8 protein-coding genes are annotated in these 15,806 nt (G+C 69.0%); 1 reads left to right on the top strand and 7 read right to left on the bottom strand.

The features are described 5' to 3' along the window. Positions 1-34: 34 nt before the first annotated feature. From ESP57_RS14215 to ESP57_RS14205, 3 genes are all read right to left on the bottom strand, one after another. The gene (locus ESP57_RS14215) at positions 35-6,007 is read right to left on the bottom strand and encodes a DUF7507 domain-containing protein (protein WP_207904569.1); all 5,973 of its coding nucleotides are present in this window, start codon (positions 6,005-6,007) and stop codon (positions 35-37) included. A 276-nt stretch (positions 6,008-6,283) separates the two neighbouring features. Next, entirely contained in the window at positions 6,284-7,129 is an 846-nt protein-coding gene (locus ESP57_RS14210; RefSeq protein ID WP_243648538.1) for a DMT family transporter, read from the bottom strand. Then, positions 7,126-9,354, bottom strand: coding sequence for an alpha-galactosidase (locus ESP57_RS14205; protein ID WP_129232051.1), 2,229 nt, complete (start codon positions 9,352-9,354; stop codon positions 7,126-7,128). Before ESP57_RS14205 ends, ESP57_RS14210 begins: the two co-directional genes overlap by 4 nt. Positions 9,355-9,403: 49 nt before the next feature. On the opposite strand from ESP57_RS14205, the gene ESP57_RS14200 reads away from it, so the two are divergent. Further along, positions 9,404-10,471 carry a LacI family DNA-binding transcriptional regulator gene (locus ESP57_RS14200; protein WP_129232050.1) on the top strand — a complete coding sequence of 356 codons (1,068 nt, stop codon included), beginning with the start codon at positions 9,404-9,406 and terminating at the stop codon, positions 10,469-10,471. Positions 10,472-10,569: 98 nt separating this feature from the next. On the opposite strand, the gene ESP57_RS14195 is transcribed toward ESP57_RS14200, so the two are convergent. The 4 genes from ESP57_RS14195 to ESP57_RS14180 form a co-directional block, all read right to left on the bottom strand. Then, positions 10,570-12,333, bottom strand: a complete 1,764-nt coding sequence (locus ESP57_RS14195) for a glycoside hydrolase family 35 protein (protein WP_115961033.1) — start codon at positions 12,331-12,333, stop codon at positions 10,570-10,572. 77 nt (positions 12,334-12,410) lie between these two features. Then, the gene (locus ESP57_RS14190) at positions 12,411-13,742 is read right to left on the bottom strand and encodes an extracellular solute-binding protein (RefSeq protein WP_056011198.1); all 1,332 of its coding nucleotides are present in this window, start codon (positions 13,740-13,742) and stop codon (positions 12,411-12,413) included. A gap of 118 nt (positions 13,743-13,860) precedes the next feature. Continuing rightward, positions 13,861-14,811: a carbohydrate ABC transporter permease gene (locus tag ESP57_RS14185; RefSeq protein WP_082571418.1), complete on the bottom strand. Its 951-nt coding sequence runs from the start codon at positions 14,809-14,811 to the stop codon at positions 13,861-13,863. After that, positions 14,808-15,794, bottom strand: coding sequence for a carbohydrate ABC transporter permease (locus ESP57_RS14180; RefSeq protein ID WP_115961027.1), 987 nt, complete (start codon positions 15,792-15,794; stop codon positions 14,808-14,810). The genes ESP57_RS14185 and ESP57_RS14180 overlap by 4 nt, the downstream gene beginning before the upstream one ends. Positions 15,795-15,806 lie beyond the last annotated feature (12 nt).

Below are 15,806 nucleotides of genomic sequence, written 5' to 3'. Positions count from 1 at the left end.
GTGCCGGGGCTTCTCTCTGCGCTCAGTCGACCTTTCAGTCGATCGAGCGATCAGCCTTGCGCCGTCGCGCCAGCAGCATGAACACCAGGCCGCCGCCGAGGAGGATGGCTCCTGCCGCCATCGGGAGGCCGATCGTCACGCCGGTGCCTGCGAGATCGGCGCCGGAGCCGGCGGCCGGCGGGTTCTTCGGCGGGTTCTGCGGCGGCACGGCCACGACGACCCCGACGTAGTGCGACCAGTCCTCATCGGTCGCGACCGCGCCGGCGACTTCGGCGCCGTCGACATCGGTCGTCACGGGTCCTGTCGCTGCCACCGTGCCGAGGTTGGCGTATTGACCGGCGGTAGCCGCGCCGTGTGCCGTGCACTCGATCGAGTCACCGGGCTCCAACGGCCCGGCGATGACATTGCTGCCAGTGGCGTCGCAATCGATGTCGTCCGCGGCCACCACGTCATCAGTGATGGTCACGTTCGTGACCGGTGCGTCGCCGGTGTTGGTGACGACGTACGTCCACTCCACCGCGCCCCCGACCGTGACGCTCGGGCCGGGCGCCTCGTCGGCGTCCTGGCCGTTTGTCGCCTTCTCGATATCGACCGACGGCTGGATGCCGAAGTAGTGCGAAAGATCCTCGTCGGTCACCGTCCCCTCGACCGGATCTCCGTCGACGTCGGTCGTCTCCGGACCGGTGCCGGTCACCGTGCCGAGGTTCTCGTACTGCCCGGCCGTCGCCGTTCCGTTCGCGACACAGGTGAAGGAGGCATCCGGAGCCAACGGACCGGCAACGACGTTGCCGCCCGTGCCATCGCAGTCGATCTCGGTTGCAGCGACCACGTCGTCGATCACCGTCACGTTCGTCAACGACGTGTCGCCGGTGTTCGTCACCACGTACGTCCAGCGCACATCGCCGCCTGCAGCCGCGTTCGGCCCGGGCGCCTCGTCGGCATCCTGGCCGTTGGTGGCCTTCTCGATGTCGATAGCGGGCTGGATGCCGAAGTAGTGCGAGAGATCCTCATCGGTCACCAGCGCCCCCGCGACCGGGTTTCCGTCGACGTCGGTCGACTCGGGGCCGGCGCCGGTCACGGTGCCGGTGTTCTCGTACTGCCCCACGGTCGCGGTGCCGGTCGCGACACAGGTGAACGAGTCATCCGGTGCCAACGGGCCCGCGACGACGTTGCCGCCGGTGTCGTCGCAGTCGATGTCAGCGGCCATCACCAGGTCGTCGGTGACGATCACGTTCGTGAGCGTTGCGTTGCCCGTGTTCGTGACGACATAGGTCCAGCGCACCGCGCCACCGACCGTGACGTTCGGGCCTGGCGCGTCGTCGGCGTCCTGGCCGTTCGTCGCCTTCTCGATGTCGATCGACGGCTGCACCCCGAAGTAGTGCGACGGGTCGTCATCGGTCACCTCGACCTGCGTCGGATCGAGGCCGGTGACCGTGCCCAGATTCTCGTACGGACCCGCGGTCGCCGTGCCGGTCGCGACACACGTGAACGATGCATCCGGAGCCAACGGCCCCGGGATGACGTTGCTGCCGGTGCCGTCGCAGTCGATGTCGTCCGCATCGACGAGGTCGTCGGTGACGGTCACGTTCGTCAGGTCTACGCCGCCGGTGTTCGTGACCACATAGGTCCACCGCACCTGCCCGCCGACCGTGACGGTCGGGCCGGCCGGGTCGTCGGCGTCCTGACCGTTCGTCGCCTTCTCGATGTCGACCGAGGGTGCCGGCATGACGGCGAGGTCGACGGTGAAGGTGGTGAACGAGTCGGGGATGACCTCGCCGCCGAGCCCGGCAACGTCGTCACCCGCGGGGCCGTTGCCGCCGACCAGGTCGTCGCCGACGTAGTCGTACGACATGGTGACCGGGGTGCTCGTAAGGCCCGTCGCCGCCGGGTCGGCCGCTGCGGTGTTGTTGTTGTCGGCGTTCTCGTTCGGGTTGTTTGCGCCGCTCGACCCGACCGTCCGCACCACGGTGTCGGCGAGCGGGCCGCCCGCGGCGAACATCGCCGGCGGGATGTGCACGGTGTACTCGCCGGCCGCGATCGCCGCGACCGACCAGCGGCCGGCTGCGTCGGTGACGACGGTCGCGACGACGTCGCCGTTCGCGTTCTTCACCTGCACCGTCACACCGGGTACGCCGTGCTCGGTGCCGTCCAGCTTGCCGTTGCCGTTGAGGTCCGCCCACACCAGGTCACCGAGCGTGAACCCGGGCATCAGCACGTACGGTTCGGTGGAGAGCAGCGGCTGGTCGGGGAACGTCGCGGAGAAGATCATGGCCTTGTTCACGTAGACGTTGTCGAGGCCGTTGCTGGTCGAGACCATGGGGATCGACGATCGCACGCGTGAGGATTGCGGCAAGGGCTCGTTCGACACGAAGCGCACCGCGGTCACGTCGTCGAAGTCGGCGATCTCCGCCGCCGTCTTCCAGAGTCCACCGGGCGCGGCCGGGTCGGCGTTCGACGCATGCCGCGCATCGTGGTTCACCGTCGACGGATCCGCCGTCGAGTAGTACCAGGTTCCCGCCACGTCGTTGCCGACTCCGGTGCCCCCGCGTACGTAGGTGGGCGCCTCGAGCGGGCCGGTCAGCTGTACCAGGCCGGTGTAGTCGGACTCGTATTGCGTTCGTGCCGATCCGGATGCCGCGTCGCCGTCGCCATTCCAAGGCAGCACGTCGATGACATCCGGCGCCTGGAACGCGATCTCCGTCGAGGTGTTCCCCCAGTCGACCGTCCAGGTGTACGTCTCACCAGAGGCCACGAACGGCTTGTCGACGCTCTTGGTGATGCCGAGCTGCCCGGACCCGACGATCGTGATGGCCGCATCGTCGGTGGGCTGGTTCTCCGCGTTGTCGGCCATCGCCTGCACCGTGTTGACGTAGGGGTCGCCAGGCTGTGCCAACGTGTCCACGGTCGTGCAGATCTTCAGCAGGCCGACATTGTGCTGCGGTGCCGTCGTGATGAGCACGTCACCGACGGTGAATGTCGCCTTCCGCGTCTGCGAGTCGTAGTTCACCGTCACCCCGGTGGGCAACAGGTTCTGCGTGCACGCCAGATCGAAATTCAGCCCGACGGGCACGGTATCGACGACCCGCAGATTGCGCAGCGTGGCGCCCACGGTTGTGCGGCCGATCCAGGTATTCAGATCCCACACCACCGAGGCACCCGGAAGGTACGTCGCCTGCGGCACCGTCTTCTGCACGCCGAGCTGCATGCCCGTGAAGAACATCTCCTTCGGGACCGTGCCCCAGATGGCTCCGGTCACACCTGCCGGCCAGCCGCCGATGTTGGTCAGGCGAACACCCGATGGAATCGCCTCACCTGCGTTCGGGCCGCCGTTGTAGAACGTGCGGGTCTGGAGGTTGAACAACAGGTGAGCCGCGAACGGCCCGACCTCAACATGGGCGGGGTCGATCGGACGGGCCCGCACCATGTTGACGTGGTCCTTCCAGTCCGGTCCGAAGTCCGCGGCCGGATTGGTCGACCACGGTCCCGCGGCGTTGCGGCAGTCTGTCGCCGCGGCCGTGAGGGAGGTCCTCTCGATCGGGTAGTAACCGCTCACGCGGGGCCCGGCCTGCGTGTTCACATTGTTGGGCCCGACCGAGTACTCGATCACGTAGTTCGCCGGGTTGACGTTGACCCCGGAGGGGTAGGACCCCATCTGCGGCAGCAGAGTGTCTGAAAGCTCGAACACCGACACGTCGAACACGTCGCACAGCATCATCTTGGTGGCGTCGACCTTGACGCGGTTGTTGTTCGCGCTAAGGGAGACGAACGACAGGATGGTGTCGCCACCCCAGGTCGCGCTACCGCTGAAATCATGCCCGTTCCGAATGAACTGCTTGTTGCCGGCGAGCGAGCCGCACTGGCCTGCCGCGGGCCGCACTTTGCTCGCGTCGAGGTTGTTGCCAGTGGCGGTGGTGCCATCCCACCCGGGCTCGAAGCCAGGCTGTGCACCATTGAGGCCCGTCGGGTTGTTCGGCTGGCCGCCGACCGTCCAGTTCTCGGAGCCGACCGCCTCATTGCGGAGGTCGATGGTGATGTTGCTGGTGCACGGGTCGCTGGGCATCTCGGCGAGCGGGATGAAGATCCGGGCGATGAAGTCCATCCGCCGCCCCTCGAAGCCCCGCCGATTCGGCGTCGCCGAGATCGTCCAGCCGTCGGCGGGCTGAACCTGGTTCGTCGGGCAGACCACGCTGGCGACGTTGGCGTCGGGTTGCAGGTCACGGCAGCTCAGAAGCATCGCGCCGGGGTGGCTGACGAGGCGGTCTTTGAATGTGACGGGAAGATCCAGCCAGGGAGCCACGTTCTCAGCACCGGCCAGGTCGGTGACTCTGAACATGTAGTCCATGAAGTACCCGTCAGTGCGCACGCCTGCGACCGTCTCCGTGCTGAACACGAGGTTGCCACCGAAGTACTTCAGCAGGTCCCACTGCGGCGGCGCCGCGTTCGATTGGCGCACGGCGAGATTGTTGCCGGTGCCGTTCCAGCCGGGCTCGCGTCCGTCGCCGTAGTTCAGCGCGCCACCGTTGATCGCCCAGTGATCCGTGTCCTGCGCCCGGTTCGCGAAGTCGAACGTACCTGTGGGGGTGTCGTCGCCCGGCTGCCAGGCCGGGTCGATCGCCCGGTTCATGTCGTCCAGGGGGATGAACACGTCCATCACCATGTGCCCCACACCGCTGTCGGCAGCCGCAGCGTTGTTGGGCTTGATGCTGAGGTTCCATCCGTCAGCGCCCTGCACCTCGGTCAGAGGGGGGCAGGTGAGTGTCCACGCTGACGTTCCGCCCACGGGGTCCCACGGGGCGAACGTCGGGCGGCACGCGTCGATCCGTGCATTCGGGAACTCAGGCATCACATCGACGAATGACACCGGCCACACCAGGTCGCTGCCGCCGGCTCCGGCCAGCAGATCGGTGATGGTGAACTGGTACCGCATGATGTAGCCCGAGACCTGCGTTCCGCCAATGGTGCGCGTGGTGAAGGACGGCCCCGTGCTGAACGTGCCATTGCCGGTGTACACCGTCTTCTTCAGATCCCACTGCGCCGTTCCTGTGACCTCGACCACCGGACCCTGCACCGTGTTCGAAGCAGCTGCTTGCCCGCCGGCCGCGTACGCACGCGCCGAAATGCTCGCGTGCGACGGGATCGGCGTGTCCCCCGCGAACTGGTAGGAGACCTGCAACGCCCCGACGTTGGACGACATCGTGCCGAAGTTGCAGCGCACGGTGATCGACCCGTCGGGGTTGAGCGTGCGCGATGAGGGGGGATTGGCTCCGTTGGCCGCGTCGAGGCAACCCGCGGGCATGCCGTCGAGGCCTGGCCCCACCAGCTTCAGCTTCGCGCCGTCCGACGAGGCGATGGTGAACTCGATGATCACATTCGGCACCGATGCCCCGCTGGGCAGCCCCGTGAGCGACGCCGCGTACTGCTGCATGACGGTGTTCTCGGTGCGCACGACGCAGTTGCTCGTGCCGGTGTCCTTGCCGGGCGCGTCGGTGGCATTGAACGGAGGCGCCCCCGTCAGCGCAAAGCCGTCGCAGGCGTTGGCCAGAGGAAGCCGTTCGACCACGAGACTCGCGATCGGCTGCAGGCCGGCATCCAGCGCGGTGACCTGGGTGGCACCCGCGATCGCGAACGGCGCGGAGACACCCCGTTCGGGCTGACCGGCCGCCGGCTGGCCGGCCCGGACGAAGTCGTTGGCCCCTGTCGCCGCTGCGGGGAGGATGAAGGCACCGGGCGCCGTGACGCGCGCGATATAGCTGCCGTCGGCGCTGCCAGCGAAGGAATACGCGCCGACCGCGCTCGTCGTGGTGGTGGCCACGACCACCCCACCAGGCGAGCTGAGCAGCTCGACGGGGACCCCGGACTGGACCGGCTCTCCGGCATCCCGCACGCCGTCCCGGTTCGTGTCGGCCCATACGACACCGCCGACGAGGCTCCCCGGGCCGGCGAACGCCGCTTGTGGCGCGAGCGCCAGCCCGGCGACGAGCGTGAGCACCGTCGCGAACACGACCATCAAGCCTGAACGCGACGATGAACTTGGCGTGTCCAGCTGCGTGCCTACCCGTGACATCGGTTCCCCTTCGACCTGGATGTCCTCGCCGCCCCCGCGACGAGTCCGACGAGGTGTACCCGGAGGCACCCCACGTGCGATCCAGAATCTACGGTGTCCCCCGATCCGTCCCTCACGCGATCTGAGTGATCTGTCGCCGCCACCCCGCCGGCGGGCGATCACGCCGCGCGGCCACCGGCCGCAGCGCGGCGCCGCCCGACCACGGCGAACGACGCCATGTCACCCGCCGAGCCGGATCGCGACGATCCCCGAAACCGCGCAGACGGTCGCCGTGAGCCGCCACCTGCTGAACGGCTCGCGGAACACGAAGTAGCCGATCACGCCGGCTGCGAGCACTCCGGTCTCGCGCAGGGCCGAGACCATCGCGAGCGGCGCGAGCGACTGCGCCCAGACGACGATCGTGTACGCGGTGAGCGAGAGGATGCCGCCGAGCGCACCCATCGGCGCGTGCTCGCGCATGCCCCGGAGCATCCCGCGCCGATCGCGTTCCAGGAGGAAGCAGACGAGCGGGATCGAGACGCCCTGCATGAGGAACAGCCATGACGCGTAGCCGAACGGCTCGCCCGAGAGGCGGACGCCGATGCCGTCGATCACCGAGTAGGCGGTGATCGTGATGCCGACGGCGACCGCCATCAGGGTTCCGGCCTTCCCGCCCCGGCCCGCGGGCGACCACGACAGCGCGAACAACGCGATCGCCACGACCGCGACCCCGATGATCTGGGCCGGGGTCATGCGCTCGCCGAGGAACGTCGTGGAGATCAGCGTGATGCCGAGCACGGCGATGCCGCGGGTCAGCGGATACGTGCGGCCGAACTCCGACTTCGCGTAGGCCGCCGTCAGGAGCACGAGGTAGAGCGTCTGCACGGCGGCCGAGATGAGGAGGTACGGCCAGACCGCCTCCGGCGGGAACGGGAAGACGATGCATCCGACCGCCCCCGCCGCCAAGTAGACGAGTCCGATCAGCGCCGACGAGACGAGCCGGGCCGGGATCGCCTTGGCGATCGCGTTCCAGCTGCCGTGCAGCAGCGCGGCGCCGAGGACGGCGAGCAGGATGCCGCTGCTCACGCGGTGCGGCTGCCGCTGGTGCCCCCGTCGACCTCGTCGGCCCGCTCGGCGCGGAGCAGCACCGCCTGCTCGGGCCGGAGCGCCGGCATCACCAGGCCGACGGAGCCGAGCACCGCCCCGCTCAGCTCGACCGGTCCGAGCTCCCACCACGGCGCGGTGTCGGCCCCGTGCGGGAGCCCGCCGACGAGCAGGGGCTCGACCCGGTACCGTGCCGACGGGAGCAGGCGCGGAAGCCGGATGCGTCCGGGGCTCGCCACCGGCGCGCGCGACAGCGATACGAACGCGAAGAGGCCGGCGGACCCGTCGGCCGCGACGACGCCGTTCAGCGACAGCGAGGCGTCGGGGTGGTCGAGGCGCACGAGCTCGCCGCCGTGCAGCAGCTCGCGGTTCGCCCGGTGCAGTTCGATCCATCCGCTGAGCTCGGCGAGCTCGGCCTCGCTCGCGTGCCGCAGGTCCCACTCCACCCCGAGGTGCCCGAACAGCGCCGTGATCGCGCGGAAGGAGAGCGCGTGAAGCCGGTTCGTCGTGTGCGAGGCGCCCGAGGCGATGTGGTTGCCCATCAGCTCGGGCGGCACGAGCTGGGTCGTCCACCGGTTGATCTGCTGGCGGTCGATCGGGTCGTTGTTGTCGGAGACCCAGACGCGGTCGGTGCGCTCGAGCGCCGCGAGGTCGACGCGACCGCCGCCCGACGAGCACGACTCGATCTCGAGCTCGGGGTAGCGCGCCTTCAGCTCGTCGACGAGCCGGTAGTACGCGAGCGTCTGCTCATGTACCCCGGGGCGGCCGAGCGGCTGCGTGCCGGCGTCGACGAGGTCGCGGTTGTGATCCCACTTGAGGTACGCGATGTCGTACTCGTCGAGGATCGCGCACATGGCGTCGCGGACGTGGTCGTACGCCTCGGGGATGCCGAGGTTCAGCACCTGCTGGTGCCGCGACTCCACGGGCAGCCGGTCGCCGGTGGCCATGATCCACTCGGGGTGGGCCCGCGCGAGGTCGGAGTCCATGCTCACCATCTCGGGCTCGAACCAGAGCCCGAACTGCATGCCGAGCCCGCGGACGCGGTCGACGAGCGGGTGCAGGCCGTCGGGCCACACCGCGTCCGAAACGGTCCAGTCGCCGAGACCCGCACGATCGCTGCGGCGTCCGCCGAACCATCCGTCGTCGAGCACGAAGCGTTCGATGCCGACGTCGGCCGCCTTCTCGGCGAGGGCCAGGAGCGTGTCGAGGTCGTGGTCGAAGTACACCGCCTCCCACACGTTGAGCGTGACCGGGCGCGGCGAGCGGGGGTGCTGCGGGCGGGCCCGCAGGTGGCGATGCATCCGCCGGGCCGAATCGTCGAGACCTGCGCCGTAGATGCCGTACACCCAGGGGCTCTCGTAGGACTCCCCCTGCGCGAGGCGGACCTCGCCGGGCAGCAGCAGCTCGCCGCCGCCGAGCAGCTGCTCACCACTCAGCACACGTTCGACCTGGTGCACGTGGTTGCCCGACCATGCCGTGTGGACGCCCCACACCTCGCCACCGGCGAACCCGAAGCCCGGCGTTCCGACCGAGAGGATCGTCGCCGCGTCGAGTCCAGTGCGACCGCGACGACTCTCGCGCCGGTGCGCGCCGACGTTCACCGCGCGTCGTTGCGGGGCTCGCTCGCCACCCCAGCGTCCGGCGAAGTCGAGCACCTCGCTCGCGATCGCCGGCGTCGGCAGGCAGAGCAGGAGGTCGTCGAGCTGGTAGACCTCGGCGCCGAGGTTCCGCACCGCGGCGCGGGTGCGGACGATGCCCGACACGCCGAGCTCGACGGTGAGGGTGAGCGCGAGCTCGGCGACCTCGTCGACGGCATCGACGACGAGCGTGCCGGCGCCATGGTTCACGACACCGCCATCGGATGCCCCGTCGAGGGGCATCCCGAGGGGCACCCCGTCGAGCGCCATCGTCACGGTGCGCCAGAGCGGAGACCAGGCCGCGCCGGCGCGCGAACCGCTGAGGCCAGGGCGTCCCATCCAGCCGCGAGCGTGCTCGGGGAGCATCGAGATGCGCACGGGAACGTCCACTTCACTGGCCGCGACCGGCAGCACGCCCGTCACCGCGAGCCCGGCGAAGCCGCGAGCATCGAGGTCTCCGCAGTCGGCACCCCAGTGCACGATCGCCGGCAGTCCGCGATCGCCGAGGTCGAGTACGAGGGAGACGCCGCCGGCCCGCATCACCACGCCGAAGTCGGGGGTGTCAGTCATGTCTCAAGATTCCTTCCAACGGATGCCACGGGGTATTGTTTGCGTTACCATGACGCCGGCATCGAACACTCCGTCCGAACCCGGGTCGCAGCCCAAGGGGCGCGCCTCGATCTACGACGTCGCCGCGCACGCCGGCGTCTCCGCGCAGACCGTCTCGCGCGTTGCGAACGGCCAGACGAATGTGCGACCGACGACTCGCGATCGCGTGCTCGAATCGATCCAGGCGCTCGGGTACCGCCCGAACAGCGCGGCGAGGAACCTCAAGTCGGGCAAGTTCCGCAGCATCGGATTCGTCACGTTCAACTTGGCGACGCTCGGCAACGAGCAGACGCTCAACGCCGTCGCCGAGGCATCCGAGAAGGCCGGGTACACGACGACGCTGCTGCCCGTCACCGACCCGACCAAGCTCGACGTCGCGGGTGCCTTCAGCCGTCTCGAGGAGCAGGCCGTCGACGGCATCATCCTCGTCATGTCGGCCGAAGTCGGCTCGCTCGACGAGCTCAAGGTCACGCTGGGGCTGCCGCTCGTGATCGTCGACTCCGACGCCATGCTGCCGTACACGATCGTCGACACCGACCAGGAGCAGGGCTCCGGGCTCGCCGTGCGGCATCTGCTGGATCTCGGCCATCGTGACATCGTGCACGTCTCTGGCCCTGAGATCTCCTTCTCGGCGCGACGGCGTGCCGAGACGTATCGCACGACGATGGCCGAGGCCGGCCTCGAGGCCCGCCCCGTGCTCGTCGGCGACTGGAGCGCGCAGTCGGCACTCGCCCTGACCCGCGAGCTCTTCGCCGACGGACCGCCGCCCACCGCCGTCTTCGCCGGCAACGACCAGATGGCGCTCGGCGTGATCCATGCGATCCGCGAACGCGGATTGCGCGTGCCCGAGGACGTCAGCGTGGTCGGCTTCGACGACGCCGAGGAGGCCGCCGTGTCCTGGCCCGCCCTCACGACCGTGCACCAGAACTTCGACCAGGTCGGCCGCAATGCCACGTCGCTGCTGCTCTCGCTCATCGACGGCGCGCCCGACACGAGGAGGAAGGTCCTCATTCCGACGCACCTCGTGGTGCGCGACAGCACCGGGCCGGTGCGCAGCGGGCCGGTGCCGAGCGCCTGACGCCGAACGCGGCGACCAGGGCGACCACGGCCGCCACCGGGACGCCTCGCGCGGGCACCGCGGCCGAGCCGTCCGCAGCCGATCGCTCGCGAGCGTGATCACGCTTCGGTCTGGCCGAGCTCGGGCCGCTCGACGAACCGCACCGTCGCCGAGGCGGCGCCGAGCGTCTCGAACACGATGAGCTCGTTCTCGCCGGCCCGCACGACCGGCGCGGGCACGAACAGGGTGAGCTGCGGACCGCGGTTCCAGTACCGGCCGAGGTTCGTGCCGTTCACCCACACGACGCCCTTCGACCAGCCCGGCAGCGCGAGCTGCAGGTCCGTCGCCCGGTCGAGCGTGAAGGTCCCGCTCGCGAACACCGGGCCCGACAGCGGCATGGGCACGCTCGAGATATCCGGCCTCCCGGCCGCGAGCACGGCACGGATCGGCGCGAGATCGTCGAGCACGACGGATCCGGCCGACCACTTGGTCAGCGGCGCGCCGTCGAGCGTCGCGGGCGCGATGAGCCCCTTCGCCTCGCCGAGCCGCGTTCCGTAGTTGACGCCGCCGAGGTTCTCGACGAGCACGGTGAGCTCGCCCCGCGCGTCCTCGGGCAGCGGCAGCATCCGCTCGTGGAGTTCGCGGTCGAGCGTGCCGACCAGTGCTCCGTCGAGGTACACCAGCGCGCGATCGCGCACGTGGCCGAACGAGAGGAGGCCCCCGTGCTCGATGCGGGTGGAGTAGCACGTGAAGCCGCGCGTCGACCCGAACTCCGCGGCGGTGGGGAGATGTTCGAACGCGTGCGCGGCGACGATCGGGACCGACCACAGCGAGGCACTCCGGTCGAGCCGGACCTCGAGCGCCGGGGCATCCGCTCGCTCTGCCGGACGCTCATCGGGAACCGGTGCGTACTTCGCGATGACCTCGCGGAACCGCCAGAACTTCTCGGTGGGGGTGCCGTCTTCGGCGAGCGGGGCGTCGTAGTCGTACGACGTCGCGATCGGGCGGTAGGTGCCCTTGTCGTTCGCGCCCGCGGTGAACCCGAAGTTCGTGCCGCCGTGGAACATGTAGACGTTGACGGATGCCCCGGCCGCGAGCAGCTCGTCGAGCTCGCGAGCCGACTCCTCCGCCGAGGTCGTGTGGTGGATCTCACCCCAGCTGTCGAACCATCCGCACCAGAACTCGGAGCACATGAGCGGACCGGTCGGCTGGTGCCGCCGCAGGGTCGCGAGCCGCTCCCCCACGCGCGAGCCGAAGGACCCGGTGCGGTGCAGCTCGTCGAGGCTGCCGCGCTCGAGCATCTGCTCGAGCGGCTGGTCGACCGTCGTCAGCGGCACGTCGATGCCCCGTTCGCGCGTCAGCCGGGTGAGGTGGCGCAGGTAGTCCTTGTCGGCGCCGTACGCGCCGTACTCGTTCTCGATCTGCACGAGGATCACGGGCCCTTCGTGCTGCACCTGCCGCGGGCGCACGATCTCGTAGACGGCATCGAGGTACTCGTCCACGGCCTCGAGGTAGCCGGCGTCGTGCGAACGCAGCACCACGCCCTCGTCGGCCACGAGCCAGGAGGGCAGGCCGCCGTCGTGCCATTCGGCGCAGATGTAGGGCCCGGGGCGCACGATCGCGTGCATGCCCTCGGCGTGCACGAGGTCGAGGAAGCGTGCCAGGTCGAGCCGGCCGGAGGTCTGGAACTCGCCCCGAGTCGGGGAGTGCTCGTTCCACGGCACGTACGTCTCGATGGTGTTGAGGCCCATGAGGCGGGCCTTGCGGATGCGATCGCTCCACTGGTCGGGGTGCACCCGGAAGTAGTGCAGCGCGCCGGCGAGCACGCGATGCCGGGCGCCGTCGAGGAGGAAGTCGGTGTCACCGATGGAGAAGGTGGGCATTGCCTGGTCCTGTGTCGAGATCGGACCACGGGGCAGTCGCCGTGACGGCGACTGCCCCGCGGAGTGGTGCGTCGGTGCTACTCGTTGACCGAGAAGCCCTGCTCGTTGCCGTACTCGACGAGGGTGTCCTGCCAGGCGAGGAGCGCCTCGTTCAGGTCGCCTCCGGAGCCGAGCGCCTTGCCGACCGAGTCGGAGAAGACGTTGTTGGCGTAGCCCTGATAGGGCAGGTACTGCCATCCCGAGATGACCGAGGCGGCCGAGGCGGCACCGACCTGGTTGGCGGGCTGGTCGCTGTATCCGGGGAACGGGTAGTCGAGCCACTCGGGGTTCTCGAGGTCGGCGATGGTCGACGGGAATCCGTTCGCGTTCAGCAGCTCACGGCCCTCGCCCTCGGCGAGGTACTTGAGGATGCCGGCCGCGGCCGCCTTGTGCTCGCTCTGCGAGGTGACGGAGAGACCGCTGCCGCCGTTCTCGGCCGAAGCCGGCTGACCGTCCCACGTCGGCATCGGAGCGACCTTGAACCGGCCCGCGGGGCCGTAGTCCTCCATGCCGCCGCTGATCATCCACGAGCCCATCAGCAGGGTGCCGAGCTTGTCCTGCGTGAGCGCCTTCGTCCACTCGTCCGACCAGGTCGCGAGGCCCGAGAGTTCGCCGTTGTTCAGTCGCTCGCTCCAGAAATCGGAGAACTTCTTGGTGCCCTCGTCCTGCAGGTCGATCGTGACGTTCTCGCCGTCGGTCGTGAACGGCTGACCGCCCGACGCCCAGATCATGCTGGTGAAGAAGCCCGCGTCGCCGCTGTTCGCGATGTAGGCCTCGGGGTCGGCGGCGTGGATCGCCGCCGACGCCGTCGCGAACTCGTCCCACGTCGTGGGCGCCTCGGTGATGCCCGCCTTCTCGTACAGGGCCGTGTTGTAGATCATGACCATGGGGCCCGAGTCGCCGGGCAGGCCCACGAGCTGGTCCTGCACGTTGACGGAGTTCCACGTCGACGCGGTGAAGGCGTCTTCGTACTCGTCGAGACCGTAGGGCGTGAGATCGGCGAGCGCGCCGCCGAGGGTGAGCTGCGGCATGGTCTGGTACTCGACCGGCACGATGTCGGGCGCGCCCTTGCCCGCCTTGATCGCGTTCTGCAGCTTCGTGACGACGGCGTCGGGGTTCTCGAGCTTGACGACGTCGAACGTGACGTTCGGGTACTTCTCCGAGATGGCGTCGGCCTGCTCCTGGGTGCTGTCGCTCCAGGTCCACCAGGTGAGCGTGACGTCTTCTTCGAGCGCCGCGTCGGTGTCGGTCGAGCCGCTGTCGGCGCCCGGAGCTGCGGCACTGCAGCCTGCGAGCACTCCGACGAGCAGTGCGCCGGTGCCGACGACGGCTCCGAGTCGCGCCCATCGGCGGGTGGTGATCTGTTCCATTGCTGTGATTCCCTTTCGCTTGGGTGTGTACGGGTGATGCGGTTGATGCGGGTGGTGCTGATGGTGCGCCGGACGTGCCGGTGTACCGGATCGGGCCTGTGAGACCTGCCGAGCCGGACTACTTGACGCTTCCGGCGGTCAGACCCGACTGCCAGTAGCGCTGGAGATAGAGGAATGCCGCCGAGATCGGGATGACGGTGAGCAGCGAGCCCGTGATGACGAGGTTCGGCACGGCCTGGCCCCCGATCGCGCTCGACTGGGCCGACCACTGGGCGAGGCCGACCGGCAGCGGGTACCACTGCGCGTCGCTCAGCATGATGAGAGGCAGGAAGTAGTTGTTCCAGGTCGCGACGACCGTGAACATGAGCACCGTGATGAGTGCCGGCGCGAGTTGGCGCAGCGCGATCACGAAGAAGATGCGGATCTCGCCGGCACCGTCGAGTCGAGCGGCCTCGAGCAGTTCGTCGGGGATCGCCTCGCGGGCGTAGACCCACACGAGGTAGAGGCCGAAGGCGCTCACCATGGACGGGATGATGACCGACCAGGGCGTGTTCGTGATGCCGAGCCCGCTGAAGAGCAGGAACTGCGGCACGGCGAGCGCCGAGGCCGGGATGGCCATGGCGCCGAGGATGATCGCGAACACCCACTTGCGGCCCGGGAAGGCGTACTTCGCCAGGCCGTACCCGGCCAGGGTCGCGAGCAGGGTCGCCCCGCCGGCCCCGATGACGACGTACACGAGCGTGTTGCCGAGCCAGCGCAGGAAGATGCCGTCTTGATAGGTGAACGTGTCGACGATGTTCTGGAAGAGCGAGAACTCGCCGCTGAACCAGAAGGCGAAGGAGTTGTAGAGCGAGTCCATCGTCTTCGTCGAGTTCACGACGAGCCACCACAGCGGCACCAGGCAGTAGAGCAGCATGAGCGTCATGAGGATGCCGAGGGTGACGGAGGCGCGCTTGTGGCGGGGTGTCACCGGCTTCTTCGCCTGCTTGGGCTCCGTGCGCGCGACCTTGCCGCTTGCGAGGCGGCTCGGCGTGCGGCCCGACCGGGCCGCCGCGTCGACGGCGCTCATGACGTCGCCTCGTTCTTCTCGCCCGCGAGCTGCACGAGGTAGGCGACGACCATGGTGATGACTCCCGAGACGATCGCGATCGCGGCGGCGTAGTTGAACTGCGAGCCGGCGAACGACAGGTTGAAGGCGTAGAGGTTCGGCGTGAAGTACGTGGTGATCGAGTTCGGTGCGATGGTCTGCAGGATCGACGGCTCGTTGAAGAGCTGGAAGCTGCCGATCACCGAGAAGATCGTGGCGATGATGATCGCGCCGCGGATCGACGGGAGCTTGATCGAGAAGATCGTGCGGAAGGCACCGGCGCCGTCGATCTCGGCCGCCTCGTAGAGCTCCTGCGGCACGGCCTTCAGTGCGGAGAAGAAGATGAGCATGTTGTAGCCCACGAACTCCCACGTCACGATGTTGCCGATCGAGAGCAGGATGAGGTTCTCGGCGAGCGGCGACGGCAGTTCGACGCCGAAGAACCGGTTGATGTCGGCCACGAGACCGAACTGCGAGCCGTACATGTAGCCCCAGATCATCACCGCGACGACACCGGGCACTGCGTAGGGCAGGAAGATCGACAGCCGGTAGAACGGCACCCAGCGGAGCCGCGCGCTGTCGAGCGCCAGTGCCGCGAACAGGCCGAGCCCGAGCATGATCGGCACCTGCACGAGCAGGAAGATCGAGACCCGGAGCATCGCCTCCCAGAACTTCGGGTCGACGAGCGCCTTGGCATAGTTCTCGAGCCCGACGAAGGAGTTGCCGCCGATGAGCGTCTCGCGGAACAGAGACAGGTACATCGCGTAGAGCAGCGGCGCGACGAACACGAGCCCGAAGACGAGCATGAAGGGGCCGACGAACCACCAGCCCGCCCAGTCGCGGCGCGCTCGTCTCCGGCGACCGCCGGTGGCACCGGCAGCCCGGGTCCCGGTCGCGGCGACCGTCGCGTACGTCTCGGTCGAGACACCTGCAGGGGGTTGCGCGTGAACGTGGGCCACGGTCATCGGTGGCCCCGT

It is taken from the genome of Agromyces fucosus, assembly GCF_004134865.1.
GTDB classification, from domain to species: domain Bacteria; phylum Actinomycetota; class Actinomycetes; order Actinomycetales; family Microbacteriaceae; genus Agromyces; species Agromyces fucosus.
The sequence above is the reverse complement of the archived record's forward strand: the minus strand, read 5'-3'. Positions and strand labels throughout refer to the sequence as shown.

Excerpts from the sequence above, each read along its gene's own strand:
- ESP57_RS14215 (WP_207904569.1), bottom strand. The coding sequence starts at position 6,007 with ATGGTCGTGTTCGCGACGGTGCTCACGCTCGTCGCCGGGCTGGCGCTC.
- ESP57_RS14205 (WP_129232051.1), bottom strand. The coding sequence starts at position 9,354 with ATGACTGACACCCCCGACTTCGGCGTGGTGATGCGGGCCGGCGGCGTC.
- ESP57_RS14200 (WP_129232050.1), top strand. The coding sequence starts at position 9,404 with ATGACGCCGGCATCGAACACTCCGTCCGAACCCGGGTCGCAGCCCAAG.
- ESP57_RS14195 (WP_115961033.1), bottom strand. The coding sequence starts at position 12,333 with ATGCCCACCTTCTCCATCGGTGACACCGACTTCCTCCTCGACGGCGCC.
- ESP57_RS14190 (WP_056011198.1), bottom strand. The coding sequence starts at position 13,742 with ATGGAACAGATCACCACCCGCCGATGGGCGCGACTCGGAGCCGTCGTC.
- ESP57_RS14185 (WP_082571418.1), bottom strand. The coding sequence starts at position 14,811 with ATGAGCGCCGTCGACGCGGCGGCCCGGTCGGGCCGCACGCCGAGCCGC.
- ESP57_RS14180 (WP_115961027.1), bottom strand. The coding sequence starts at position 15,794 with ATGACCGTGGCCCACGTTCACGCGCAACCCCCTGCAGGTGTCTCGACC.